We start from the raw sequence: 26006 nt of genomic DNA, 5'->3' as shown, positions 1-26006 counted from the left end.
GGGCCGGATAGACTCCTCGACGTGGATAGTCTCCTGTACTCGCTCGTGTTCCGTGCCCTCTTCGCCCCGATGGACGCGGAGAGGGCGCACCATCTCAGTTTCTCCGCACTGCGCGGCGTCGACGCCGTCCCGGTAGTGCGCGATGCGGTCGGGGCGGTCCTGTCCGCCGGCACCGACGATCCCGCCGACGTGCTCGGACTGCCGTTCCGCAACCGCGTGGGCCTGGCAGCGGGGTTCGACAAGGAGGGCGGCGGGATCCGTGCCCTGTCCCGGCTGGGGTTCGGACACATCGAGGTCGGAACGGTGACGGGACACTCACAGCCCGGCAACGACCGTCCGCGGCTCTTCCGCCTCCTGGCCCACGACGCGATCCTCAACCGGATGGGGTTCAACAATTCGGGCTCACGCGCCGCGTCGTTCGCCATCGCGGAGCAGCGCCGGCTCGTCGAAGAGCTGCCCTCGCCCCGCAGGCCCGTGATCGGTGTGAACATCGGCAAGACGAAGGTCGTGGACGCGGCGGACGCCGCTGCGGACTACGCGCTGTCGACGCGCGAACTGGCCCCGCTGGCCGACTACCTCGTCATCAACGTGTCCTCGCCCAACACCCCAGGACTGCGCGATCTGCAGGCCGCGGAATCGCTGCGCCCGATCATCTCCGCGGTGCGTGAGACCGCCGCCGAGGTCGTCCCCAGTCCCCGTTCGACGCTGGGGCACGTGCCGCTGCTCGTGAAGCTCGCGCCCGACCTCGCAGACGAGGACGTCCGCGGCCTCGTCGACCTCGCGGTCGACGAGCAGATCGACGGGCTGGTGCTCACGAACACGACGATCGACCGTGAGGTGCTCACGGGCGCCGATCGTTCCGTCGCCCTGGAGCAGCCCGGTGGAATCTCCGGTCGACCGCTCGCGGAGCGCTCCATGGAGGTGCTGAGGCTCGTGCGCGCCCACCTCGACAGTGCATTCCCGGAGTCCGCGATGGCGCTCGTGTCCGCCGGCGGCGTCGGCGATGCGCGCGACGTGTCCGCGCGGCTGGGTGCCGGGGCCGATCTCGTCCAGGCTTACTCCGGCCTCATCTACGGCGGGCCGGTGTGGCCGGGGCGACTGGTGCGCGGCAGCCGGGTCAGCCGTCGACGCTGATCGCTGGACGGGCGTGCTGTGACGGAGCCGACGCGAGTCGGCAGCGGTCAGGCGAGAGCCGACAGCCGTTAGGCGGGGTATTCGCGGCGCTTGACGAGCGGCTTCGGAACGCGCAGGCGACGGATCTGCACCGCACGCATGATCGCGTAGAAGTTCGTTCCCCGCTGGAGGGAGTCCTCCCCGAACTTCGCCTTGAGGCGGCCGCGCAGAAGCACGCAGAGCACGACGCTGTCCAGGACGATGAGCAGGATGAGGCCATAGACGACGAAGTTCGCGATCATCGCCCACTGCTCGCCGCCGAACATCCCGGCCAGCAGCACGACGAGGGCGATCGGGATGAAGAGCTCCCCGATGGAGAACCGCGCGTCCACGTAGTCACGGATGTAGCGGCGCTGCGGGCCCGCATCACGCGGTCCCAGGTACCGCTCGTCACCGTTCATCACGCCGACGCGGGACTCGTCGCGACGGCGGCGCATCTCCTCGCGGGCACGCTTGTCCGCGGCCTTGCGGTCGCCCGGCACCAGCGGGCGCTGATTCCGGGCCACCTGCTCACTTCGCTTGGGAGTGGGTCGATTCTTCTTCTGCTCCGCGCGGCGGGGGTCGAAGGAAGCCCCCGTCGAGTCTGCGGTGGCTTCGCCGTCACCGGTCGACGCGGGCTGCTGACCGGGGCCAGCCTTCTGGGAGTCACTCTTCCGTCCGAACATTCATTGAATAGTATCGGATCATGACTGAGACACCGCACCCGCTTCCCTCTACCGACCCTTCATCCGCGTCTTCCTCCTCCCGGGCAGCAGAGCTCCACTCCGCTCTCGACACCGTCTTCGACGAGGTGGTTGAGGACCTCACCTCTCTCGTCGCGATCCCGTCCATCGCGTGGCCTTCGTTCGACCCGTCGCACGTGGCCGCGTCTGCGGACGCCGTCGCCCGGCTCGCACGGGACACCGGCTTCACCGACGTGGAGGTCCTCACCGCGGCCACGGACAGCGGGGAAGCGGGAGCGCCCGCGGTCGTCGCGCGTCGTGACGGCCCGGAGGGAGCCCCTGTCGTCGTGCTCTACGCCCACCACGACGTGCAGCCGACCGGCGACGAAGCACTGTGGGACACCCCACCCTTCGTCGCGACACGGCGGGGCGACAGGATCTTCGGGCGGGGCGCCGCGGACGACAAGGCCGGCATCCTCGTCCACCTCACCGCTCTGCGACTGCTGGGCGACGACCTCGGCGTCGGTGTGGTCCTCTTCGTCGAAGGGGAGGAGGAAGCGGGATCCCCGAGCTTCCGCAACTTCCTCCGGGACCACCGTGAGCGGCTCGCCGGCGACGTCATCGTCGTGGCGGACTCCGGCAACTGGCAGGTGGGCACACCGGCGCTCACCACGAGTCTGCGCGGCATGGCCTCGCTCGAATTCACGGTCACGACACTCGACCACGCTGTGCATTCCGGGATGTACGGAGGAGTAGTGCCCGATGCGGCTCTCGCCATGACGAAGCTGCTCGGCACCCTGCACGACGACGACGGTGCCGTCGCAGTCGAGGGGCTGCGGGCCGAGCAGAGCACCGACGTCGACTACGGGGAGACTGCACTGCGCCGCGACTCGGGGGTGCTCGACGGCGTCGAGCTCATCGGTCGCGGACCGTTGGCGTCCCGGATGTGGACCCAGCCGGCCCTCACTGTGATCGGACTCGACCTCCCACACGTCGACGTGTCGTCGAACACCCTCCAGCACGCCGTGCGCGCGAAGCTGAGCATCCGCATCGCACCGGGCGACACCCCCGCGTCCGCGCTCACTGCAGTCAAGGACCACCTTCGTGCGCACGCACCCTTCGGCGCTCGTGTGGCCTTCGGCGCGGAGGAGGGCGGCAGCCCCTGGTGTGCAGACCTCTCCGACCCCGTGGTCGGCACCGCGATGGAGGCACTCACCCGAGGGTTCGGGACGGACTCCGTGCAGATCGGGCTCGGTGGATCGATCCCGTTCATCGCCGATCTGCTCGAGGAGTTCCCGCGGGCCTCCATCCTCGTGACCGGTGTCGAGGACCCGGATGCACGAGCGCACAGCGCGAACGAATCACTCCACGTCCCCGACTTCCGCTCTGCGATCGTGTCAGAGGCGCTGCTGCTGGAAGCGCTCGGCCGCGGCGCGTGAGGAGAGCGGGGGCGAGGTCCCGTGGGCGGAAGAGCCGAGAGCGACAGTGGAGTGGGAATAGCCCTGACGACGTCGTTGTTCCAGGTGTAGCCTGAGAGGACCAGCGATCGACAGTGCGTTCTGCGACGCTCCCCGAATCGTGCTAAGGAGATCCGATGACCGTCACCGACGAGACCAGCGTTCCCACCCACGGAGTCGAGCTCTCCGACGAGGCCGCGGACAAGGTCCGCAGCCTCCTTGAACAGGAGGGCCGCGATGACCTGCGGTTGCGTGTGGCCGTGCAGCCGGGCGGGTGCTCCGGCCTCATCTACCAGCTCTACTTCGACGAGCGCATGCTCGACGGAGACGTCGTGCGCGACTTCGACGGCGTCGAAGTGATCGTCGACAAGATGAGCGTCCCCTACCTGGGCGAGTCGAAGATTGACTTCGCAGACACGATCGAGAAGCAGGGCTTCACGATCGACAACCCGAATGCCGCGGGATCCTGTGCGTGCGGCGACTCGTTCCACTGAGGTGAGGATGTGTGAAGTCGGCGGGGCCGGGCTCGGACAGAGCCCGGCCCCGCTTCTCGTGGCGCAGGGCGAGCACGTGTTCGCCAACGCGCAGCGTGTCGGGATGGGGGCGGCAACGACGGCAGAGATAGGGGAGGGGTCGTGAACGACGACGACCTCAAAGCGGTGTCGATCGGCTTCGACGGCGACCTGGAGACCATCATGTCCGCGTATCGCGCGGGCCTCTTCCCGATGGGCCTGGGGGACGACGGCGGTCCGCCGATGGGTTGGTGGGGTCCCACCGTCCGCGGTGTGCTGCTTCCGGGCGACCTGCGTGTGAGCAGGAGCCTGCGCCGATCCATGTTGGGCTTCACCGCAACGGTCGACGAAGCCTTCGCCGACGTGGTCGCAGCCTGCGCAGACCCCTCACGGGAGGGCGCCTGGATCACCGGACGCTTCTCCCGGCTCTACGAAGAGCTCCACGACGCCGGTTGGGCTCACTCCATCGAGGTGCGGGACTCCTCCGGGGACCTGGCCGGAGGGCTCTTCGGCGTCAGCTTCGGTGCCGTCTTCATCGGCGAGTCGATGTTCCATCACCGGACAGATGCTTCGAAGGCAGCTCTCGTGCACCTGGTCGACCTCCTCGATTCCCGGTGTGGGGACGCCTGGATGCTCGACGTCCAGTGGTCCACTCCGCACTTGGAGAGTCTCGGCGTGTCGGAAGTGACGGGGCTCGAGTATCTCAACCGGCTCCACCGTGCGGGAAGCCTTCGCGGTTCTGAGGTTTTTTACAGGTGAGGCACTGCCAACGTGAATTTCTACGCCGTGTAGCGGTAGGCTGTGGGAGACAAAGTCAGAGTTCGGTGACCGTGGCCTGCGCGCCTCCGTCCGCAACCTGTTCGCACGGCGGTGCCGTGCGTCCGGCCGGCGAGGGGAACGTGGCCCTGGGGTACCGACAGAGGTTCGAAAGGCTGCACGTGGATTCTCCGAATCAGCCAGCACCGGGGACGCGCACGTCCTGGCTCAAGCGGCTCGGTGTGATCGGCGCAGCGGCGGCAACGACACTGCTCGCCGGATGCTCGAGTGAGTACTGGGAAGTGGGTTTCCTCCACCCCGACTCGAAGGGCACGACGTCGCACACCGATCACTACATCGCGCTGTGGAACGGCGGATGGATCGCCGCTCTCGCCGTGGGCGCTCTCACCTGGATGCTCATCCTGTGGTGCGTCGTCGCCTACCGCCGCAAGAAGACCGACCGCGGTCTGCCGGTCCAGATGCGCTACAACATGCCCGTGGAGATCCTCTACACGGTCGTACCGATCATCCTCGTCATGGCGTTCTTCTTCGAGACCGTGCAGACGATGGAGAACACCACGAACGACGAGACCGAGGCCGAACAGGTCATCGAGATCTACGGCAAGCAGTGGGCGTGGGACTTCAACTACGTGACGGAGGACGTCTATTACGGCGGTGTCCAGGCGAACCTGGACGGCACGGAGCAGCCCGGCATCGACGCGCCGACCCTCTACCTCCCGTCGAACACGGATCTCGAGCTCAAGCTCGAGTCCCGTGACGTCATCCACTCCTTCTGGATCCCCGCGTTCCTCGAGAAGCGGGACATGGTGCCGGGACGGAGCTCCAGCATTCATCTCCAGGCTCTCAAGGAGGGCGACTACCTGGGCAAGTGTGCCGAACTCTGCGGAGAGTTCCACTCGGAGATGATCTTCAACGTGAAGGTCGTTACGCCCGAAGAGTACGATGATTACATCGAGTCTCTGCGCGAGCAGGGCAACGAGGGGCAGCTCGATGAGGACTTCAACCGCACCGAGTGGTACCACAACCCCTACGAGAAGGAAGGGAGTGAGCACTGATGACTGCGACGACTTCGCGTCCGACCGGCACAGCCGGAGTGCCCGCCGAACCGGTCGCGACCAGTAAGGGCCGGATCTTCGTCAATTGGATCACTTCCACTGACCACAAGACCATCGGGTACATGTACCTGATCAGCTCCTTCACGTTCTTCTGCCTGGGCGGCGTGATGGCTCTCATCATCCGACTGGAGCTGTGGGAGCCGGGGATGCAGATCCTCGAGACGAAGGAGCAGTACAACCAGCTGTTCACCATGCACGGCACGATGATGCTGCTGATGTTCGCGACGCCCCTGTTCGCCGGTTTCGCGAACGTGGTCATGCCGCTGCAGATCGGTGCTCCGGACGTCGCCTTCCCAAGGCTGAACGCCTTTGCGTTCTGGCTGTTCCTCTTCGGTTCGCTCATCGCCCTGACGGGCTTCCTCACGCCTCAGGGAGCGGCCTCCTTCGGATGGACCGCGTACGCTCCGCTGGCGGACACCACCTTCACCCCAGGGTTGGGTGGACACATGTGGGTGATGGGCATCGCCTTCCAGGGCTTCGGCACCATTCTCGGTTCTGTGAACTTCATCGCGACGATCCTCACGCTCCGCGCACCCGGCATGACGATGTTCCGCATGCCGATCTTCACGTGGAACGTGCTCATCACGGGCGTGCTCGTCATGATGGCTTTCCCTCCGTTCGCCGCCGCCCTCCTGGGGCTGTCGGCCGACCGCATCCTGGGTGCCCATATCTTCAGCCCGGAGAACGGTGGACCGATCCTGTACCAGCACCTCTTCTGGTTCTTCGGACACCCTGAGGTCTACATCATCGCGCTGCCGTTCTTCGGCATCGTCTCGGAGATCTTCCCGGTCTTCAGCCGCAAGCCGATCTTTGGCTACGTCGGCCTGGTGTACGCGACGATCGCGATCGCTGCACTGTCCGTGACCGTGTGGGCGCACCACATGTACGTCACCGGTGCAGTCATGCTCCCGTTCTTCGCGTTCATGACGATGCTGATCGCTGTCCCCACCGGCGTGAAGATCTACAACTGGATCGGCACCATGTGGCGAGGGTCCCTCACATTCGAGACGCCCATGCTCTGGTCGCTCGGGTTCCTGTGCACCTTCGTGTTCGGCGGACTCACCGGCATCATCCTGGCGTCGCCTGCACTCGACCAGCAGGTGTCCGACACCTACTTCGTTGTCGCGCACTTCCACTACGTCGTCTTCGGAACAGTCGTCTTCGCGATGTTCGCCGGCTTCTACTTCTGGTGGCCGAAGTGGACGGGCAAGATGCTCGACGAGACGCTGGGCAAGGTCCACTTCTGGCTGCTGTTCCTCGGGTTCCACGGAACCTTCCTCGTGCAGCACTGGCTGGGTGCCGAAGGCATGCCGCGCCGCTACGCCGACTACCTCCCGCAGGACGGCTTCACGTTCCTCAATCAGGTGTCGACTGTCGGATCGCTCATCCTCGGTATCTCGCTCATCCCGTTCTTCTGGAATGTGTGGATCACCGCGCGCAAGGCTCCGAAGGTCACGGTCAACGACCCGTGGGGCTATGGAGGATCGCTCGAATGGGCGACATCCTGCCCGCCCCCGCGCCATAACTTCACGTCGCTGCCGCGCATCCGCTCCGAGCGTCCTGCGTTCGAAGCGAATCACCCCGAACTGCTGGAGCTCGCAGCAGCGGGCCACGGCGGACATGAGGCCAAGGAGGTCGTGAAGTGAGGACTTCCGGTTGGATCTTCTCTCTGGGATTCGTCTTCTTCGTCCCTGTGTCGATCGTCTACGGCTTCGTCACGAACTTCCAGGAATGGGTCGGGTTCCCCGCCCTGATGCTCCTGGGGGGAATGACGCTGATGATCGGCCTGTACCTGTGGGTCTGGGAGAAGAAGCACCCCCAGTTGCCCATGGACGACGTGGACGGTGAGATTGCTGACGAATACTACGAGTATGGCTTCTACGCTCCTTGGAGCTGGTGGCCGATCGTCCTCGCAGCAGGGGCCGGCACGTGCTTCGTGTCAGTGGCCGCGGGATGGTGGATCTTCCCCTTCGGTGGAGCGATCACCATCATCGGGCTCGTCGGACTCATCTATGAGCACGACAGGGGCGCGCACGCCCACTGATCGTCGGCTGACACGCAGAGCAATCTGCAGGCGGCTCGCACTCTGACTGACTGAGGGCGGAACGGAAGAACACTTCCGTTCCGCCCTCAGTCGTCTGTGCTCCGTCTCCCTCGCCTCAGCCGAAGACAGGTCAGCCACGGTACCCGCAACCACGTCATCGTGGAATGCGAGTGTGCTGGTCCAAGACAGATGCGGATGGAGACGCCGTGGCGAGGTGCTCCGGGCGGCGCGGTACACGGTGGAGTCGTTGGCACCACTTAGGGCTAAGCATGTCAGCGGCGGGTGAAGATTGGCCCCCCCTCTTCATCGGTCATCGGTCAGTTCCAGGCAGCGGTTCACGGTGTGTACGTGTGCGGTAGGACTCGCCATCCAGCGGCTGCACCTCAGCCTGGTGCACCAGACGATCAATCATCGCCGACGCGACGGTGTCGTCTCCGACGACTCGCCCCACCGCCCGAAAGGCAGATACCCCGGCTCATAGATGATCAGCAGCCGATGCCGACGCAGCCGTTTGAGCTCTTTGTCGATCCCTGCCGGACTGTCATGGGCTGCGGATAGGCGACTCTCCCGACCCCCGTCGCAGTATTGAACGCAAAGGGGTAGCCCGCGTGACACGCCGTCATGCCCGGCCCGACCGGCAGGTGAGTCTTCCCGACCCCGGGCGGGCCCAGCAGGATCACGTTCTCTGCTTTCGCGACGAAGCCGCACTCGGCCAGGTGGGCCAGCACGTCGCGACGGATCCCGGGCTGGCAATCGGTGGTGAAGTGCTCGAGCGTCTATCACTCCGGGGACATGAGCGCCGGCGACCTGGAGCGTGGTGCCATTGCCTTCCCGGTCGGTGACCTGGCGATCCAGCACCGCGGCGAGGTACTCCTCGTGCGATCACCCCTCGTCTCTGGAGGTAGTGACAAGAGCGGCATCGACTCTCCCGACCGTGGGTATACTGCGCGACCACTACTCCCTCACACAGGCCCAGCACTTGTGTCGGGGACGGTCCCATCGACGAGTCGGCCGATGACGCGAGGGTCGACGGAGCAGTCGTTGCCATCGATACACACGTAGTAATCCCTCGGCAATCGCATCCGGGTTCGGATCCCGGCCACCGGCGCATGCGGCGCCAACGGCGTCATCGCCGCGTAGTCCTCGTTGACCGCATCACAGGGACGCCCCCAAAGAGCGCACGGTCCTACGGTTCGCGGTACGCGTGATCCACTGCATGAGCTGGGCGTGGAAATCTGCAGGCGAAGAGAAGTGCCGGCCGGGCAGAAACGAGGTCTCCAGATAGCCGTAGTTCCGCTCCGTCATTCCTTTGAACTCAGGATCCCGCGGCGGGGCTATCACCAACCCTGTCGCAGGCGTGCCGGCGAAACCAGCGACCGGATACAACGGCTTGTCCTTCGGCGCGATCGCACCTTCGCGATCCCGCACCAGCGTCTTAGGAACCCCACCGACCGACGAGATCAGCTGCCACATTCCCGCCAGCAGATCCCCGGACTGCCGCGAAGGCAGCATCACCGCCAAAGGGTACCGTGAAGACGTCGGCCTAGTCACCCGGCACAGGGGACACGAGGCTCTAAGGTCCCATCCCGGTCACGCAACGGGGCTCAGGCGCCTTCAGGGCCTGTTGTGCTGCTTCCCCGGTTGGTCGGCCAGCCTTCCTGTTGGCTCGTCGGCCGCACCGTTCGGGGGAACCATGCCGACGTTCTCCTGGTGGGCCCGGGGAGTCGGCCCCTGATCGCGGTCTCAACGAGCTCTCGGACCCGATCCGTTCAGCAACCACGGTGCCTGCATCGCCGGATACACACAGCGGCGCCGGATCTCGCGCTCGCAGGAATTCACAACTGATCCTGCGGTCCCCCGGCCATAGTTCGCCAGCTGTGGCGAGACCAACAGTGTGGGCACGGAGTAGTGGGGCGTGCGAGTTGTTCTAGGAGCTTGGAGCGAAGGGCAACAAGGGGGCGGGACAGGCATTGCCTGTCCCGCCCCCTTGTTCAGATGGATCGGATTCGAGTCGAGTTACTTCTCGAGTCCGGCCGTATCGTCATGTGCCCCTTCGACTTCGGCATCATGGTCAGCATGTGCTGCGTCGAGCTCTGCCTTGGTGACGGGGTGCACGCGGTCTTCGTAGAAGTACTTCGCCATCCGGGCCCGCATCCGCTCCAACCCGGAGACCTTGCCGTCCTTGCCGGGCTGAGCCGGAAGGACCTGCGGAGCCTCGAACGCTGTGAGCGTCCACGCCTCGTGGGGCGTGAGTGCGCGGTGCCGTTCCTGGAACTCACCATGCGGCAGCCGGATGATCTGTCCGGTCTCGTGTCCGTGGAGTACCAGTTCGCGGTCCTTGCGCTGCAGGCTGAGACAGATGCGGCGCGTCAGGAAGAACGCGATGAACGGTCCGACGATGAAGAGGATGCGGAAGATGTAGATCATGTCATTCAGCGACATGTGGAAGAACACCGCGACGAGGTCACCGGATGCTCCTGCCCACATCACCGCGTACCAGACGGCCGCTGCAACGCCGAGCGCTGTGCGCGTCGGGTTGTTGCGAGGACGATCGACGATGTGGTGTTCGCGATTGTCCTTGAGCATCCAGGCTTCGATCCATGGCCAGACCATAGCGATGAGCCAGAAGAACAGCATGATGATGATCGCGATGTTGATGTTCAGGCTGATCGGATAGCCGAAGATGTAGAACTCCATCCAGCCCGGCATGATCCGGAGGATTCCGTCCGCCCAACCCACATACCAGTCCGGCTGGGTGCCGGCGGAGACGGGGGAGGGGTCGTACGGCCCGTAGTTCCAGATCGCATTCGTCGTGAAGATCGACGAGATGAACGCGACGAGCGCGAAGATGAGGAAGAAGAACCCGCCACCCTTCGCCGCGAAGGTAGGGAGCACCGGTTCGCCGACGACGTTCTTCTGTGTGTGTCCAGGTGAAGCCCACTGCGTGTGCTTGTGGATCACCACGAACATGAGGTGTGCACCGATGAGCGCAATGAGAACCGCCGGGAGGATCATGATGTGCAGCGTGTAGAGCCGCGACACGATGTCGGTTCCGGGGAACTCACCTCCGAACAGGAAGAACGAGATGTACGTTCCGATGAGGGGAATCGACTTCAGGAGGCCGTCGATGATGCGGAGGCCGTTGCCGGAGAGCAGGTCATCGGGGAGCGAGTAGCCGGTGAAGCCGGCACCCAGCCCGACCATCGACAGTACGATGCCGATCACCCAGTTGATTTCGCGCGGCTTACGGAATGCGCCGGTGAAGAACACGCGAAGCGCGTGGATGCTCAGAGCCGCCATGAACAGCAGGGCTGCCCAGTGGTGCATCTGTCGGATGAACAGTCCACCCCGGACCTCGAACGAGATCTCGAGGGTCGATTCGTATGCTTCCGAGATCGTGACGCCGCGAAGCGGCGTCCATGGCCCGTTGTAGATCACTTCGCCCATTGCGGGTTTGAACCAGAATGTGAGAAAAGTGCCGGTCAGGACCAGGATGATGAAGCTGTAGAGAGCGACTTCACCGAGCATGAAGGACCAGTGCGAGGGGAAGATCTTCCGGCCGAACTCACGCACGGCCTTGGACGCGCCTGTGCGGTCCTCCGTCCACTGTGCGACGGTGCCCACGGCTGTCGCAGGTTTCTGGGTCTGCTGTGTGGTGCTCATGCGTTCGTCTCCCGAGTGTTGATCTCCCAGAAGGTCGGCCCGACCGGCTCCGTGAAGTCAGACTGTGCGACGAGGTAGCCCTCGTCGTCGACTGCGATCGGGAGCTGCGGCAGCGGCCTCTTCGCGGGCCCGAAGATCACCTTGCAGTGATTCGTGACGTCGAAGGTCGACTGGTGGCAGGGGCACAGCAGGTGATGAGTCTGGTGCTCGTACAGTGCGACAGGGCATCCGACGTGGGTACAGACCTTGGAGTAGGCGACGATGCCGTCGACGCCCCAGTCCTCACGCTCCGGATCCGTGTTGAGTTCGCTGGGGTTCACACGCATGAGGAGCACCGCGGCCTTGGCCTTCTCGTCCAGCGGATGTCCGGAATCCCTGATGTTCTCCGGGATCACGTGGTAAGCCGAGCCGATCGTCACATCGGCCGCCTTGATCGGCATGATCTGGTTCTCTTCGGGAATCATCCCGATGTCCTTGCAGAGGCGAACTCCGGGTCCCCAGAGCGTCGTGAAGAGCTTGTCGCCCGGGAGGGGACCGAGATCGCGGAAGACGAGGATGGCTGGTAGCGGCGCAATGGCGACAGCAGCGATCAGCGTATTGCGGATCAGGGATCGGCGTGCGATGCCGGACTCATCCTTCGCCTGGTCGAGGATCTCCAGTGCGATGGCCTGGTCTTCGGCGGTGCCACCGATGTCATGGCGTTCTTCCACGACCTCGGAATCAGGCAGCAGGTTCTTCGCCCAGAGGACGACACCCACTCCGATACCGGTCAGCGCGGCAGTGGCCCCGAGGCCTACCGCCATGGTGTGGATGCGGACCAACGGTCCCGAATCCCCGACGGGGAACAGGAAGTAGGCCACGATGAACCAGATCGTCCCGATCATCGACAAGATGAACCATGCGGCGATCTGACGCTCAGCGAGGCGTTCTGCGGACGGATTGCTGTCGGTGATGCGCGGCTTGTGCTCGGGGAAGCCCGGGTTCTCGAACCCGTTCATCTCCGCGAGCTGGCCGCCCTGGCCGCCGCTGTGCTCAATCGAGGTCATTGGCTTCCTCGTCTAATACTCGTTGCGGATAAAGACTTTGTGCTCATTTGGCGCGCGCTGTGAGCCACAGGGTGATGCCGACGACACCAGCCAGACCGAAGAACCAGATGAACAGTCCTTCAGCGACCGGTCCCAGCGATCCGAGTTTGAAGCCACCCGCGGACGGGGTCTCGGAAACCTCACGGACGTACGTGATGACGTCGCGCTTCTCTTCAGGAGTGAGGTTCGCATCGTTGAAGATCGGCATGTTCTGCGGCCCGGTCTGCATGGCCTCGTAGAGGTGCTTCTCCGACACGTCGGAGAGACTGGGCGCGTACTTGCCGCGAGTCAGAGCGCCACCGGCTCCGACGACGTTGTGGCACATCGCGCAGTTGGTGCGGAAGAGGCCTCCGCCTGCAGCGGAGTCGCCTTCTGCCGTGTTCAGCCATTCCTCGTCAGGAACTGCGGGGCCCGGTCCGAGTGACGCGATGTACCCGGCCATCTGCGCGGTCTCCTCCTCCGAGAACTGTGCCGGCTTGACCTGGCCCTGAGGGCCGTGCATCTGGAGTGGCATACGGCCGGTGCTCACCTGGAAGTCGACTGCGGCTGCACCGACACCGATGAGGCTGGGACCGTTGTCCGAGCCTTCGGCGTTCATGCCGTGGCAGGTGGCGCAGTTGGAGACGAACAGCTTCTGACCCTGTTCGATGTCCGAGGCGCTGTATTCGTCTGCCTTCGCGGTCGTATTGCCGGTGAAGAGCGAGTACGCGCCGCCGGTGAGCAGCATGCCCACCAGCAGAAGGACGACGAGGGCCATCGGGTGCCGACGGCGTGCGGCGAGTAGCTTCACTGGGAGTCCTTTTCTGGTCTGACGTGGTCGCGGTCTGAGGCTCTGGTCACTGGACTGCGTAGATGATCAGGAACAGCGCGACCCACACGATGTCCACGAAGTGCCAGTAGAACGAGACGCACGTGGCGAATGTCGCCTCACGGTGACCGAAACGCTTGGCGCCGTAGGCGCGGCCGATCACGAACAGGAATGCCAGGAGCCCGCCGAGGACGTGCAACCCGTGGAATCCGGTGGTGAGGTAGAAGGCCGATCCATAGCCGTTGGCGTTGATCGCGATCCCGTGCGAGACGAGGGTCGCGTATTCCATCACCTGGCCGGCGACGAAGACCGATCCGAGGACGAAGGTGAGGAAGAACCACTCGACCATGCCCCACGACTTGATGCTGAGCAGGCTGCCCGAGCGGAACGGCTTGAAATCGTGCTCAGCCTTCCAGACTCCGATCTGGCAGGTGAACGACGATGACACGAGGATGAGGGTATTCACCGTCGCGTACGGCACGTCGAGTTTTGCGGTCTCCACCTCCCAGAGATCGGGCACGACGGAGCGCAGAGTGAAGTACATGGCGAAGAGCGCGGCGAAGAACATCAGCTCGCTGGCCAGCCAGACGATCATCCCGACGGTTGTCGAGTCTGGCCTGTTCACAGCGGGACGAACTGGCGCTGAGGGAGATGCAGCTACGGTTGACACGTCCCCATTATTACCCGGTTTGCAGGTGGAATTCACCTTGCACACAGGTTGCGGACGGCTGTTCTTCTACACGGCGTAGCAAGAACCGCGTGTTGGCGCGGATCGGAGCCTGTGAGATCGATGAGAAAATTCTCTCGCTCCGTCCGCGCGTCGGACTGTTTCGGCTCAGATCGGTCGGAACCCGGAGCGTGCGGGCCCGTGTCTCCTGAGGTGACAGGGTTCTCGTGGCCGCCGACTGCGCTGTTCGCGCCCGCGGTTACGATGTTCAGGTCCCCACACTCATCCGAGGAGTCATTGTGACCACCACCGCCGTGCCGCAGCCGCCGCAGACAACTGGGATCGACTCGGTCGATCTGCTCACCGGTGTGCGCGTCTGGCCGGATCTGCTCGTGGGACTCATGGGCGGTAAGCACATGGATGCCGACACTGCTGCGTGGGCGATGGACCAGATCATGGAGGGCAGTGTCCCGGACGTGACCATGGCGGCGTTCCTCGTGGCCCACCATGGGAAGGGTGAGACCGTCGAGGAGATCTCCGGCCTCGTCCGCTCCATGTATTCGCACGCGGTGGACCTGCCGGGCCTGTCCGACGCCGTGGACATCGTGGGAACCGGAGGTGACCGGGCCAAGACGGTGAACGTGTCGTCAACAGCCTCCTTCATCATCGCCGGAGCAGGCCAGAGGCTCGTCAAGCACGGGAATCGTGCGACGTCGTCTGCATCGGGGTCCGCTGATGTACTCGAAGTGCTCGGGCTGACGCTCGATCTGTCCCCCGAGCAGACGATCGCGTTGGCACATGAGATCGGGATGGCATTCGCGTTCGCGAACGTCTATCACCCCGCGATGCGCTTCATCGCGCCGGTCCGCAAGCAGATCGCGGTGCCGTCCGCGTTCAATGTGCTGGGGCCGCTCACCAACCCGGCTCGTACACGCGCGACGGCCATCGGGGTCGCAGACAGCGCGATGGCCCCGCTCGTTGCGGGAGTCCTCGCCGGTCGGGGCGATTCGGCACTGGTGTTCAGGTCCCGGGACGGGCTCGATGAATTCAGCACGACTGCGGTGACCGACGTCTGGGAAGTCCGCGACGGCGCTGTGACGGAACAGCCGATCGATGCGCAGGACCTCGGGCTGCCCCGCGCGACGAAGGGGGATCTGAGAGGAGGCGACCCCTCTTTCAACGCCGACGTCATGCGGCGGACGCTGGAGGGGGAGACGGGCCCGGTGCGGGACATCGTTCTCCTGAATGCGGCTGCGGCACTGGTTGCCGCGTCCCCGGACTCCTCCGGTTCGCTGCTCGAACGGCTCGTCGGGAAGTTCGCCGTTGCCAAGGAGGCGCTAGATTCCGGTGCAGCAGTCGCGAAACTCGACGCGATGATCGACGGATCCAGGCGCCTTTCAGGGAACTGATCCCTCAGCAGCGCGACCCGCTCAGTGCGCGGCACGGAAGCGCGACATCCACGCTGCTCGAGCTGATTCGACACCGGCGGGATCTCCGCACCACGGGCGGCTGGAGCGGACGGGGCGAGCCGTTCCGTTCGACATCCACGCGATCAGGACGTCGGTCTCCTCGTCCGTGGTGTGGGGAGCGACGGGATCATAGGGAGCGACGTATTCGGCTGTCTGGCGGAGTGCCTCGATCACAGGGAGCGGACTGACCCCCGGCGGGCACGTCCCCGCAGCCGCGAGACGGCCGTGGCAGATGATCGCTATGTCCCAACCGCCGTCGGCCCGCCGCTCCGCTCCGACGATCTCCTCGATCACGCGCAGGGCGTGTCGGGAAGCGAAGCGAGCTGCCGCCGTCAGGGTGGAACCGACGGAGTCGCGCGCTACGCCGGCAGCCTCGAAGCGCTCCTGTTCCGCGAGGGCGGCGATGCGCTGCCCCGCTCCCGTGAGGAAATCGTGGGGTCTGCCGGCGAACAGCCTGCGCAGCCCCTCAAGGCTCTCGGAGTACACGTCCGGATCCCACTCTCCCCCGCACGGCCCATGGCACCTGCCGACCTGGGAAGCAGGACACGGAGTGAAGCGCGCTGAGCGAGGGGATTGAGTGCAGGACTTCAACGGGAAGATCGTCTCCAGGAGCGCTTTCGCGTCACGAGCAGCGGCCGCTGAGCGGAACGGCCCGATGAAGCGCCCGGAGCCCACGCGTGCGTGTGTGATCGAGCGGATGGCCGAGAGCCGTGGGAATTCGTCGCCGGTCTCGACGAGCCAATGGCGGACATCCGGCCGCTTCGACCGTCTGTTGTAGGGCGGCTGCAGCTCTCCGATGAGCCGCACTTCCCGCACCCGGGATTCCAGGACGTTCGCACAGAGCAGGGGACTGACTTCCTGGGCAGCCGTGACCATCTCCGTCATCCGCCCGCGTGTTTCCGACTCGGTGAAGTACGACCTCACTCGTGACGCGATGTCCCCACTGGAGCCGATGTACAGAACGCGACGGGAGCCGTCGAGGAACGTATACACTCCTGGCGCATGCGGGAGCGAGTCTGCCAAATGGGCCTTCCGCCGTCGACGCGACCAGCCCGCGCTCCTGATGGTCGACAGATCCTCCAGGGTGGTGATCCCGTAGGTTCCGTAGATCTCGAAGAGGCCGTGCAGGACACCGACGGTGGCACGCGCGTCTGACAGCGCACGGTGGTCCGGCTGGACATCGGTGCCGAAATACGAGGCGAGTGTCGCGAGCTTGTGGTTGTTCACCTCAGGTCGGGGGAGCACCTTCCGCGCGAGCGTGACCGTGTCGAGGACCCGGGGGCCAGGCCATGGATAGTCGAGGCGCAGACACGCTGCGCGCAGGAAGCCCACGTCGAAAGGCGCGTTGTGAGCGACGAGGACCGCGCCCCGCATGAACTCCAGGAAGCTCGGGAGTACCGATTCGATCACGGGGGCATCCACGACCATCCCGTTCGTGATGCCTGTGAGTCGAGACACGAACGGGGTGATGACGGAGCCGACGGGCCGGACCAGCGTCTGGAACTCTCCGATGACTTCGCCGCCCCGCACTCGGACTGCGCCGATTTCGGTGATCGCGTTCTCCGTCGAATGGGCTCCAGTCGTCTCGAGGTCCACGACGACGAATTCGACGCTGTGCAGCGGCGTGCCGAGGTCCGCGAGGGCCATCTGACCACCGGCGGTGTGAGTGTGTGTGCGATCGAAGGTCGGCATGGAGTTCATCGTCGCATGCGAGACGGACACGGGCCGCACGGTTCACGGCGGGATGCGGTGAGGGCCGCAGTCACACCTCTCGGCCGTCGGAGAACGGATCACGGCGGGTCGGCAAGTGGGAGAAGAGGACGGCGGCAGAGGCGACGATCACTGCGATCACGACCAGCAGGAGCCATCCGGGAACCGGCCGGAAGAAGACGGTGACCACGAAGAGCACGAAGGCTCCGCCCAGAGCGCCGAAGAGTCCCAGCACGAGTGATGGCGAGGTTGTGCGCCACCCGATCGGCTGGGGCTCCGGCGGAACCCAGTCCGCGTCGTCGAGCACGTCGCGGATCTCGTCCGGCGTGACATCCGGGACGGTCGATGTGTGCCAGTGGATGTTGTCGACGAACGACGACCACGTCGTGTCATCGACTCGCTGGTCGTCGGGAAGCGACTCCGGCACCGACTCGTCGTCGGGACGACCACTGTCGTCGTCTTCGCGGTCAGGGGGATCCTCGGCCCTCGAGCTCACGTGAGGCCCCCTGCCTGCGCCATGAGCGCCGCGCGCACTGCGTCCGCGATGACATCCGCGTCGTAGTCGAGGGTCGCCACGTGGCGGCTGCGCCGAAGCGCGACGATGCGCGGGGACGAGCTCAGCCTGCTGCGGAGGACGCGCAGCGACCGTGGTGCGACGACGCCGTCACGGCCGGAGACACAGACTGTGACAGGGCAGTCCACGAGCCACAGTTGTTCTCGAAGGGTCCTGAGGCCTTGCTGCAGGCTTGCGACTGCGCGGACAGGAGTCCGGTCGTTGGCGTCCTCGACGACGCCGGGCTTCTCGATGTCCCCGCCGATGGATGCGACCGTTCGGACGAAAGGCCAGAGGAGCGGAGTCAGGGGCGCGAGAGGGGAATCGACGAAGAGAGCCGGGTTGACAGCGATGATGGTGCGGGGGGCTCGCTCGACTCCCAGTGCGAAGGAGAGTGCTCCTCCCATCGACTGCCCGACCACGACGACTTCGGGATGGTCCGCAGCGAGGGCATCGAATGCGGCGATCGCCGATTCCTTCCAATCCTCCCAGCCGGACCTCTGCAGCTGCCGCCACGTTCCGCCGTGTCCGTTCAGCCGAGGCACGCTCACGGTGGCGCCGGTGTCGACGAGCGACTCCGCGAGGGGCCGCATGGACGAGGGGCTTCCGGTGAATCCGTGGAGCAGGAGAACCGCGGGAAGCTCAGTGCCGCCCCGGTGATGCCACGGTGCATGCTGTGAACCCGCACCCGGCGCGATCCCATCGTCCGTCGTGACGGGTTGTGGGCTGGTGTGCGGGGAGAGCGACGACATGTCATCAGCATCCCATACGTGCGCATCGCGCTGAATCTCGGCATCCGCCCGTCGCGGGCGCCGTCTCCCACACGCGTCCCGGAAGCTGTTCCCACGAGGCGCTTGCGCCGGGGCCCGGACACCGTGAAGCGACCATATAGTGGTCTCGAGCCCATGGTGCTGTCGAACCACGAGCGCGCAGCAGTTCACCGAACGGAAGCAGGTCGTCAGTTGTTCTACTGGTTCCTCAAGCGCATAGTCGTCGGTCCGATCCTGCGTGTCCTCTTCCGCCCTTGGACTCGGGGTCTGGAACATCTTCCGGTGAAGGACGGCGCGATCATCGCGGCGAACCACCTGTCGTTCATCGACTCGATCTTCGTTCCGATCGCCGTTCCCCGCCCTGTCGTCTACCTCGCGAAGAACGACTACTTCACACGGCCGGGTGTGCGCGGAAGCGCACAGCGGTGGTTCCTGCGCGTCACGAACCAGCTTCCGATGGATCGTGGCGGGGGCGCCGGTTCGGAGGACTCGCTGCGTTCCGGCCTCGAGGTCCTGCGGGCTGGAGCCCTCCTCGGGATCTATCCGGAGGGGACCAGGAGTCCGGACGGGAAGCTGCACAGAGGGCGCACCGGTGTCGCTCGGCTGGCGATCGCGGCGGGCGTCCCCGTCGTCCCCGCAGCCCTCATCGGGACGGATGCAGTGCAGCCGAAGGGGCGGACGGTTCCGAGGATCCGAAGAGTCGGGGTGGTTTTCGGCGAGCCCCTCGACTTCGCCCGGTACGAGGGGAGGTCGGGCGATCGGCACGTGCTGCGATCCGTCACCGACGAGATCATGTACGAGATCATGAGGCTGTCTGGCCAGGAGTACGTCGATACGTACGCTGCCTCCCATAAGCCGAAGCTCCTCACTGCCGATCCTCCGGATCCCGCCGACCCATCGGCGCCCGGCATGCCGGACCAGCCGGGGTCGGACGCGTAGCTCCGCTACTCTGCGCGCCCGGCCGCGGAGCGTGACGAGGGGCACAGGACCGGGGTGCCGGCAGTGTTCGATTACTGCGGTAACGGCGACACGCTGAATCGTTATCCGGCGCGTGCGTGACCCGGGGCGCGGAAGCCCATACGTTCATCATGTGCCAACAACCCCGGCGTGCGGGACGCGAGGTGTAGAATCATCTGCACCAGCCCACCGTCACGTGCGCCCTGCTTCCCCCAGGGGTGAGAAGGAGGAGTCGGTGTGAACCGCTCTGAACAGGAATCGACGCAGATGCAGTCTCTGCCGCGCGACGCGCAAGGACTGCTCTTCGACGACGATATTCCGGCTCTCGATGACGAGGCGGGCTACCGCGGGCCGACCGTCTGCAGCGTCGTCGGCATCACGTACCGACAGCTGGACTACTGGGCACGGACCTCACTCGTCGTGCCGTCGATCCGGGCTGCTACCGGATCCGGCTCGCAGCGTCTCTACAGCTTCCGCGACGTCCTCGTCGTGAAGATCGTCAAGCGGCTCCTCGACGCAGGAGTCTCCCTCCAGCAGATCCGGGTCGCCGTCAGCCATCTCCAGGGGCAGGGAGTCGAGGACCTCTCGCAGATCACACTCATGAGTGACGGGTCGTCGGTCTTCGCCTGCACGTCTGCCAATGAAGTGATCGACCTGGTCCAGGGAGGGCAGGGAGTGTTCGGCATCGCCGTCGGGCACGTCTGGCGCGAAGTGCAGGGGACGCTGTCGGAGTTGCCGAGCGAGCGCCCGGAAGACGAAGTCGCGCCTGTCGATGAGCTCGCGGCACGCCGCGCACAGCGTTCCGCGGGATAGAGAACGACCGTCACCGTCCCAGCAGGGATGGGAGACACTCACAGGGCGCCTGGCCGGGGAAGCGGCAGGCGCCCTGAGTCATGTCCCCGTGTGTGCGGTGTCCGATGCACGAGGACGCAGAAGAGGACGACACGACGAAGAGGACGGTCGTGCCGAAGCGGATCGGCTATGAGAACAGAGCAACCGGCCAGGTACGGGTGCGTACGAGTCGAGGAGCTGAATGACTCGCCGGTCTGCTGAGGAAGTTCTCCGGAGAGCCCCGGGTGAGTCGAGACGCCCGACTGTCAGCGGCGATCGCGGCGGCGGCGCAGCGGGACGTCTGCCGCGGCTTCATCGGTATCGCTCACGGATGTATCGGTCAGCGCCGTTGTGGAGCCCTGCGCCGCAGAGGCCGTCTGTGCGTCGGAGCCGGACTCGGAGGGCCCGGTCGGAACCGATGCTGACGTCTGAGCCGACGGCGATGCTGAGTCCTCGAATCCGCCTGGAACGTCGTGCCCCACTGCCGTCGTGTTTCCCGCCGACCGACTGATGTCTGCCGCGTCACGTCGCTCGTCGCGCCCACGGATGGTCGCTGTGCGAAGTGCACGGTCCAGGAGCGAATCGAATGTTCCGGCGAGTTCACTCGCGGTGTGGCCCGGCCACGAGTGGATCGGGCGCGCGGATCCCTGGGCCTGCTGGAGTACGGTCCGTTCGCCGATGGGTGGCGTGAGGACGAGCGGGCCGAACATCTCCCTCATCTCCTCGACCCGGAAACCGTGCTCACGAGACTTCGTCCGCACACGGTTCGCGATGATGCCGAGAGGCTGCAGGTCCGGTGCGCCGCGCCGCCGCAGCTCTGCGACCGCGCGGAGGGCCCGGTCTGCCGCTGCCACCGAGAAGAGGCCGGGCTCCGTCACGACCGCCACCCGTTGGCTCGCCATCCACGCGGCGCGGGTGAGGCCGTTCATCGACGGAGGGCAGTCGATGATCACGAGCCGGTAGTCGTCACTGACCGTGGAGAGAGCGTCCTTGAGGCGCCGCAGGAAGCGTTCCGACAGCGTCGGACGGTCGAATTCCGCAGACCGAGGACTTCCCGGTATCACGTCGAGAGCACCTTTGGCACCGCCCGACCAGCCGGAGGGGACGATCGCCTGGGAGACGATCTTCGCCTTGGGCGCGGCGAGGACGTCGGCGATGTCGAGCGGAGTCGTCACAGGCACGTCGAGGCCTGTCGATGCATCCGCCTGGGGGTCCATGTCCACGACTAGCGTGGGGAGCCCGCGGTTGTGGGCTGCGGAGGCGAGGCCGAGTGCGACTGAAGTCTTCCCGACGCCGCCCTTGAGGCTGGAAACGCTGATGACGAGCACGGTATCTACCGTAACCGATCAGCGGTGCTTTTCCGGAGGGCAACCCGCCCGGCGCGGTGAGTCATTCTTCGACCTGAACCTGTGGGGCCTCGACGCGGATGCTCGCTCCGCTGGGCCCAGGAGCGACCATGACGCGGGTCGTGATCGCCTGCTGGAGCTCCGCGACGTGGGAGATGATGCCGATCGTGCGTCCCCCCGTCCTCAACCGGTCGAGCACTGCCAGCACGTCGCTCAGGGTGTCCGGGTCGAGGGTGCCGAAGCCCTCGTCGAGGAACAGCGCGTCGAGGTCGATTCCGCCCGTCTCTGCCCGGACGGTGTCGGCCATGCCCAGCGCGAGAGCTAGGGACGCCATGAAGCCCTCTCCGCCGGACAGTGTCCGCGGGTCGCGGGACTCGTCCGTGAAGGTGTCGACGATCTTGAGCCCCAGCCCCGTTCGGCGGTCGCCCCTGCGTCGCTCCAGATCGTGCTCGAGCCGGTATCGCCCAGCCGTCATGTCGACGAGTCGGTCGGATGCGTGGACGGCCACTTCGGCGAACAGCGCTGCCAGCGCATAGGAGGAGAGGGACATGCGGCTGGCGGCATCCGTGCTGGTGCCCAGGACGAGTTCAGCAAGATCGATGTCCCGCTGAAGCTCTGTGATCCTGTCCTCGTCCTCGGTGCGATCGGCGAGGGTGCGGCGGAAAGCCGCGTGCGCAGCCGTGGCCGCCGCCTGAGCGACGGCGCCGTGCTCTGAAGCGACGTCGGCACGCGCACGGTCTCGCTCTGCGTCCGCCTCTGCCTGCTCGGAGGCGTCAGTGAGGGCGTCGTCGGTACACGTGTCGTCACGAGCCCGGATGATCGGTGGCGACTCGCGCCTCAGCGCCAGACGCGTGGCGTGCTCGCGGTGTGCGTCCAGCTGCTTCTCGAGGTCCTCGAGCGGCAGAGCCGCAGCGGCTTCGAGTGATGCCACGTCGGCAAAGGGGGAGTCGGCGAGTGCCGCGGTGAGATCGTTGGTCCGCGTGCGCATGTCGCGACGTCCTCGTTCGGCTTCACCACGTGCCTGCAGCCACGTGGTGCGTGCCGTCGTGAGTCGGTCGAGACCAGCACGTGCACAGCGGGCCGCGACCGAATTCGACGGTTCGACGACGCCCAGCTTTGTCCAGGATGAGGGAGCCTCCGCAACGCTCGACTCCGAGCTTTCGTCGAACCGGCTGCGGGCTTGCGCATATGCCGTTGACGTTCGCGCATACGCGGCGTCCGCCGTCGCGACGGCCGCACGTGCAGCTTCGAGGCGAGGTCCCACGTCACGGAGGGCCGCGCCGGTCGAGGCCATCGCAGCCCGGAGCTCCACGCGCTTCGTGACAGCTGACTCCGCTTCCGCCAGACGCTCTTCGAGCCGGTCCGCCTCGATGCCTGCGGCTGCGGCTCGTGCGGTGGTGAGTGACTGGTCTGCGCCTTCGTACGAGGCCTCTGCAGCGGCCAGCGCGGAACGGGCGGCTGTGTCTGCGGCTTCGTCGTCGGCCTCGTCGTCCGGTGACGGGCCCTCACCGGTGGGGCGCGCTGGATCCGGATGTTCGCATGCGCCGCACACGGGGCAGGGCTGCCCCGCGACGAGGGTGGCGGCCAGGGACCCGGCGGAGTCCTCGCGCATCGCTCGACGAGTGGCCTCGAGGGCCCGTGCGGAGGCTTCCGCAGCGTGCGAGGCATTGATGAGGCGCGCGTGTGCAGAATCCCGCTGTGCGATCGCGGTCTGCACCGCCGCGATCGCACGCTGGTGCTCCCGAAGCTGGTCACGTGCCGACGCGATGTCTTCAAGTCCGTCGAACGTGGTGCGGAGCCGCTCGGATTCCGCTCTGAGCTCTTCAGCTCTCGCTTCGTGGCCCGTCAGGATCGATCGGGCGCGCTCTGCTTCTTCTGCGGCAGCGGCCGCTTCCGCTTCCGTGTCCGCGACCAGTTTCTCGAGGATTGCGCGACGGGCGAGTCCGTCTTCTGCACGGTCCAGATGCGCTGCCGCGGCAGCGATGTCTTTGTCGGTCAGCTCGTCGAGAGGGACCCTCGCCTCTGCCGGCATGGCCTTCAGCGCCTCGTCGCGCGCGCGACGGGACGCGTCGTCCAGCCGCGCGGCTTCTGCCTGCGCCCTCTGCAGTGCCTTCAGCTGGGGACTCAGGGAGTGCGCGGCCCGTGCGCGGTCGGCCTTCAGCCGAAGCGCTTCGCGTTCGTGCAGTGCTGCTGCCCACGTGGCCTCGTCCTCGCGCAGGGCGGCGAGCGCGGTGCGGTCTTCGATACGCTGCTGCCATCCCCGTGCGGCCTCTTCTGAGGTCTTTGCGCACCGCTCCGCGAGCCGGGACGTGAAGTCCGCTACTTCCGCCCGCTCCCGGGCGCTCACGGCAATGACCCTCAGGAACGCCAGCGTTTCGACGACCGTGGGAGTCGCAGTGGGAAGCGGGGCCGTCTCCCACGAGGAGTGAGCCGCGGATTCGAGAGCGAATCTGCGCTCGTGGTCGCCCTTCTCCGTGAGGCGGCGGGCACGGGTCGCCCGTTCGCCGAGTACGCGTTCGACCGCACGGAAGTGCTCTGTCGCGAAGAGCTTCTCGAGGATCCCTTCGCGCTCCGTGGGATCGGCGTGGAGGAATGCGGCGAAGTCGCCTTGGGGGAGGACGACGAGCTTTGTGAACTGCGCGGCGTTGAGTCCGACGATCGCGTCGAGGAAGGCCTGGGTCTCCTGAGCCGTGCGGGAGATGCCCGCCCACTCGCCGTCGACCCACTCCGCGAGCGCGACCGTGTGACTCTGGGTCGTCATCCCAGTTCCCCTCTTGCGCGGTCGGAGGTACTGAGGGGTCCTTTCGATGCGGAAGCGCCGGCCGGAAGCCGTGAACGTCAGTTCGACGCGCGTCGGGTCGGTGGGTGCTGCGAGGTGCGAGCGGAGGTCGGATGCCGATCCGCGAGGGCCGGGCACGGTGTTGAAGAGGGCGAAGCACAGCGCGTCGAGGATGCTGGTCTTACCAGCGCCCGTGGGCCCCGCGATGAGGAAGATGCCGTCGTGGGACACGGAATCGAAATCGATCGTCTGTCTGTCCCGGAAAGGGCCGAAGCCTTCGATGACGAGATGGTGAGGACGCACGTCACACCGCCCCTTCCGCCGGACCCGCACCCGTGTGCACCTGTGCGAGCGCGGCCGAGAATCGCCGGGTCGCGTGGTCGGGCGGAGGCCCGCCCCGCTGCGTCTGGTGGAAACCCGCGAATACCTCTTCGTCCGTGAGGACAGCGGTTCCAGCACCAGCGCCGGCTCCCGGGACGGTCGTCGTCCGCGTGAGCTCCGTCCAGGACATGCGGATGAAACCTGGGAACGCCGAACGCAGCCGGTCGACAGCACCGGGGACCCGCTGCGGATCGGTGAGTTCTGCGGAGACGAGTGCGTCCGGGTGGTCAGAGGCCTGAGCGATGACATCGCGCAGTGTTCCGCGCAGCGTTCGCACGGGTCGGAACTCCGGGACGGTGTGTGCTGTCACGAGCGGCGTCCCCAGACCGTCTGGCCCCGGGGCGGGGGCGAACTCGACTTCGACGACCTGTTTGGCGAAACGTGCCTCCCCGAACGAGAAGGGGAGGGGCGACCCGCTGTACCGGATGCGGTCGGAGAGGGCCTGTGGACGGTGGACATGGCCGAGTGCGGCGTAGTCGGCGTCAGCGAAGACGGAGGCCGGAGTCACGCCGACCCCGCCCAGGGAGACATCGCGTTCGGATTCGCTGGAGACGGAGCCTGCGACGAATGCGTGTGCCAGGACGACCAGGCGATCCTGCGGGGCGTGCGCGTCCCGGTGTGCGACGACTCGCGACATCGCAGCACCGAGCACAGCCGCATGGGTGCGTCCGGCTGCACGTATCCGCTCCCACACGAGCGATGGCTCCAGGTAGGGGATCCCGTGCACGGAGACTGCGGCACGAGGGTCCTTGTCGGTGAGCACCGAGCCGTCCGGGGCGAGCCGTACAGGACGGACGATGTCGGACAGGTGCGTGCGGAGATGGACACCCGCACGGTCGAGGTGATGACGGTTGAGCCCCAAGCGCACGAACGAATCATGGTTGCCGCTGGAGGCGACGATGCGGACACCCCGGTCCAGCAGCCCGGACACCGCGTACTCCCACAGACCGAGTGCGTCCGGGTGGGGGATCGCACGGTCATACACGTCGCCGGCGATGAGGACCACGTCGATGGCGCGTTCCTCCACCGTGGTGTGGAGCCAGTCGAGGAACTTCCGCTGCGCATCGGTGAGGTCGACGCCGTGCAGGCGTCGACCCAGGTGCCAGTCAGAGGTGTGAAGGATCCGCATGCGGTTCAGGGTAGCCAACGGCGCGGACACAGCGGCGGCGTCCGGGATCCGGCTCCCGCGCCCCACCCGCACGTGTGCCCGAACCCACTTGTACAGTGGTCGTGTTCCGCAGGACGCG

At 66.0% G+C, this 26006-nt stretch carries 25 protein-coding genes; 10 read left to right on the top strand and 15 right to left on the bottom strand.

The features are described 5' to 3' along the window. Positions 1 to 21 precede the first annotated feature (21 nt). Positions 22 to 1134, top strand: coding sequence for a quinone-dependent dihydroorotate dehydrogenase (locus JFC09_RS07580; RefSeq protein WP_332839693.1), 1113 nt, complete (start codon positions 22 to 24; stop codon positions 1132 to 1134). 68 nt (positions 1135 to 1202) lie between these two features. On the opposite strand, the gene JFC09_RS07575 is transcribed toward JFC09_RS07580, so the two are convergent. Continuing rightward, positions 1203 to 1838, bottom strand: coding sequence for a DUF3043 domain-containing protein (locus tag JFC09_RS07575; protein ID WP_198393360.1), 636 nt, complete (start codon positions 1836 to 1838; stop codon positions 1203 to 1205). 20 nt (positions 1839 to 1858) lie between these two features. Between JFC09_RS07575 and JFC09_RS07570 the strand changes: the two genes are divergently transcribed. The 6 genes from JFC09_RS07570 to JFC09_RS07545 all read left to right on the top strand — a co-directional run bounded on the left by JFC09_RS07570 (position 1859) and on the right by JFC09_RS07545 (position 7740). Then, the gene (locus tag JFC09_RS07570; RefSeq protein WP_198393359.1) at positions 1859 to 3274 is read left to right on the top strand and encodes a dipeptidase; all 1416 of its coding nucleotides are present in this window, start codon (positions 1859 to 1861) and stop codon (positions 3272 to 3274) included. Positions 3275 to 3429: 155 nt separating this feature from the next. After that, positions 3430 to 3786, top strand: a complete 357-nt coding sequence (locus JFC09_RS07565; RefSeq protein WP_198393358.1) for a HesB/IscA family protein — start codon at positions 3430 to 3432, stop codon at positions 3784 to 3786. A 141-nt stretch (positions 3787 to 3927) separates the two neighbouring features. After that, entirely contained in the window at positions 3928 to 4563 is a 636-nt protein-coding gene (gene aat / locus JFC09_RS07560; protein WP_198393357.1) for a leucyl/phenylalanyl-tRNA--protein transferase, read from the top strand. A gap of 179 nt (positions 4564 to 4742) precedes the next feature. After that, positions 4743 to 5636, top strand: coding sequence for an aa3-type cytochrome oxidase subunit II (gene ctaC, locus JFC09_RS07555; RefSeq protein ID WP_198393356.1), 894 nt, complete (start codon positions 4743 to 4745; stop codon positions 5634 to 5636). Next, positions 5636 to 7342 carry an aa3-type cytochrome oxidase subunit I gene (ctaD, locus tag JFC09_RS07550; protein WP_198393355.1) on the top strand — a complete coding sequence of 569 codons (1707 nt, stop codon included), beginning with the start codon at positions 5636 to 5638 and terminating at the stop codon, positions 7340 to 7342. The genes ctaC and ctaD overlap by 1 nt, the downstream gene beginning before the upstream one ends. Beyond that, positions 7339 to 7740 carry a cytochrome c oxidase subunit 4 gene (locus tag JFC09_RS07545; RefSeq protein ID WP_198393354.1) on the top strand — a complete coding sequence of 134 codons (402 nt, stop codon included), beginning with the start codon at positions 7339 to 7341 and terminating at the stop codon, positions 7738 to 7740. Before ctaD ends, JFC09_RS07545 begins: the two co-directional genes overlap by 4 nt. A gap of 310 nt (positions 7741 to 8050) precedes the next feature. Here the strand turns inward: JFC09_RS07545 and JFC09_RS16395 are convergent, their stop codons facing one another. The 8 genes from JFC09_RS16395 to ctaE all read right to left on the bottom strand — a co-directional run bounded on the left by JFC09_RS16395 (position 8051) and on the right by ctaE (position 13966). After that, complete coding sequence (locus tag JFC09_RS16395; RefSeq protein WP_232483229.1) at positions 8051 to 8152, bottom strand: ATP-binding protein; 102 nt, start codon at positions 8150 to 8152, stop codon at positions 8051 to 8053. 73 nt (positions 8153 to 8225) lie between these two features. Next, positions 8226 to 8468 carry an ATP-binding protein gene (locus JFC09_RS07540; RefSeq protein WP_332839692.1) on the bottom strand — a complete coding sequence of 81 codons (243 nt, stop codon included), beginning with the start codon at positions 8466 to 8468 and terminating at the stop codon, positions 8226 to 8228. A gap of 234 nt (positions 8469 to 8702) precedes the next feature. After that, positions 8703 to 8822, bottom strand: a complete 120-nt coding sequence (locus tag JFC09_RS17065) for a Mu transposase domain-containing protein (RefSeq protein ID WP_408610957.1) — start codon at positions 8820 to 8822, stop codon at positions 8703 to 8705. Between the two features lie 73 nt (positions 8823 to 8895). Beyond that, a complete protein-coding gene (locus JFC09_RS07535; protein WP_198393353.1) occupies positions 8896 to 9255 on the bottom strand; it encodes a hypothetical protein in 360 nt (119 codons plus the stop codon). Between the two features lie 501 nt (positions 9256 to 9756). Continuing rightward, positions 9757 to 11403 carry a cytochrome bc1 complex cytochrome b subunit gene (gene qcrB / locus JFC09_RS07530; protein ID WP_198393352.1) on the bottom strand — a complete coding sequence of 549 codons (1647 nt, stop codon included), beginning with the start codon at positions 11401 to 11403 and terminating at the stop codon, positions 9757 to 9759. Beyond that, entirely contained in the window at positions 11400 to 12449 is a 1050-nt protein-coding gene (gene qcrA / locus JFC09_RS07525) for a cytochrome bc1 complex Rieske iron-sulfur subunit (RefSeq protein WP_198393351.1), read from the bottom strand. Before qcrA ends, qcrB begins: the two co-directional genes overlap by 4 nt. Before the next feature lie 43 nt (positions 12450 to 12492). Beyond that, entirely contained in the window at positions 12493 to 13278 is a 786-nt protein-coding gene (gene qcrC / locus JFC09_RS07520; RefSeq protein WP_198393350.1) for a cytochrome bc1 complex diheme cytochrome c subunit, read from the bottom strand. A gap of 46 nt (positions 13279 to 13324) precedes the next feature. Then, positions 13325 to 13966: an aa3-type cytochrome oxidase subunit III gene (gene ctaE / locus JFC09_RS07515; RefSeq protein ID WP_198393349.1), complete on the bottom strand. Its 642-nt coding sequence runs from the start codon at positions 13964 to 13966 to the stop codon at positions 13325 to 13327. Between the two features lie 296 nt (positions 13967 to 14262). Here ctaE and trpD point away from each other — a divergent pair, with 296 nt between their 5' ends. Further along, entirely contained in the window at positions 14263 to 15372 is a 1110-nt protein-coding gene (gene trpD, locus JFC09_RS07510; protein WP_408610948.1) for an anthranilate phosphoribosyltransferase, read from the top strand. Between the two features lie 21 nt (positions 15373 to 15393). On the opposite strand, the gene JFC09_RS07505 is transcribed toward trpD, so the two are convergent. From JFC09_RS07505 to JFC09_RS07495, 3 genes are all read right to left on the bottom strand, one after another. After that, entirely contained in the window at positions 15394 to 17124 is a 1731-nt protein-coding gene (locus JFC09_RS07505; RefSeq protein WP_198393348.1) for a DEDD exonuclease domain-containing protein, read from the bottom strand. Between the two features lie 70 nt (positions 17125 to 17194). Further along, positions 17195 to 17638: a hypothetical protein gene (locus JFC09_RS07500; RefSeq protein ID WP_198393347.1), complete on the bottom strand. Its 444-nt coding sequence runs from the start codon at positions 17636 to 17638 to the stop codon at positions 17195 to 17197. After that, the gene (locus tag JFC09_RS07495; RefSeq protein ID WP_198393346.1) at positions 17635 to 18447 is read right to left on the bottom strand and encodes an alpha/beta hydrolase; all 813 of its coding nucleotides are present in this window, start codon (positions 18445 to 18447) and stop codon (positions 17635 to 17637) included. The genes JFC09_RS07500 and JFC09_RS07495 overlap by 4 nt, the downstream gene beginning before the upstream one ends. Positions 18448 to 18600: 153 nt before the next feature. Between JFC09_RS07495 and JFC09_RS07490 the strand changes: the two genes are divergently transcribed. Next, entirely contained in the window at positions 18601 to 19404 is an 804-nt protein-coding gene (locus JFC09_RS07490; protein WP_408610947.1) for a lysophospholipid acyltransferase family protein, read from the top strand. A gap of 285 nt (positions 19405 to 19689) precedes the next feature. Then, positions 19690 to 20235: a MerR family transcriptional regulator gene (locus JFC09_RS07485; RefSeq protein WP_198393578.1), complete on the top strand. Its 546-nt coding sequence runs from the start codon at positions 19690 to 19692 to the stop codon at positions 20233 to 20235. A 284-nt stretch (positions 20236 to 20519) separates the two neighbouring features. Here JFC09_RS07485 and JFC09_RS07480 read toward each other — a convergent pair whose 3' ends face one another. The 3 genes from JFC09_RS07480 to JFC09_RS07470 form a co-directional block, all read right to left on the bottom strand. After that, complete coding sequence (locus JFC09_RS07480; protein ID WP_332839691.1) at positions 20520 to 21581, bottom strand: ParA family protein; 1062 nt, start codon at positions 21579 to 21581, stop codon at positions 20520 to 20522. Positions 21582 to 21642: 61 nt separating this feature from the next. Beyond that, positions 21643 to 24681: an AAA family ATPase gene (locus tag JFC09_RS16875; protein WP_198393345.1), complete on the bottom strand. Its 3039-nt coding sequence runs from the start codon at positions 24679 to 24681 to the stop codon at positions 21643 to 21645. 1 nt (position 24682) lies between these two features. Further along, positions 24683 to 25888, bottom strand: coding sequence for an exonuclease SbcCD subunit D (locus JFC09_RS07470; RefSeq protein WP_198393344.1), 1206 nt, complete (start codon positions 25886 to 25888; stop codon positions 24683 to 24685). Between the last annotated feature and the right edge of the window lie 118 nt (positions 25889 to 26006).

Source organism: Brevibacterium yomogidense, assembly GCF_016107685.1.
In the GTDB taxonomy this organism is placed as follows: Bacteria; Actinomycetota; Actinomycetes; order Actinomycetales; family Brevibacteriaceae; genus Brevibacterium; species Brevibacterium yomogidense.
This window is presented reverse-complemented; position numbering and strand designations above follow the sequence as displayed.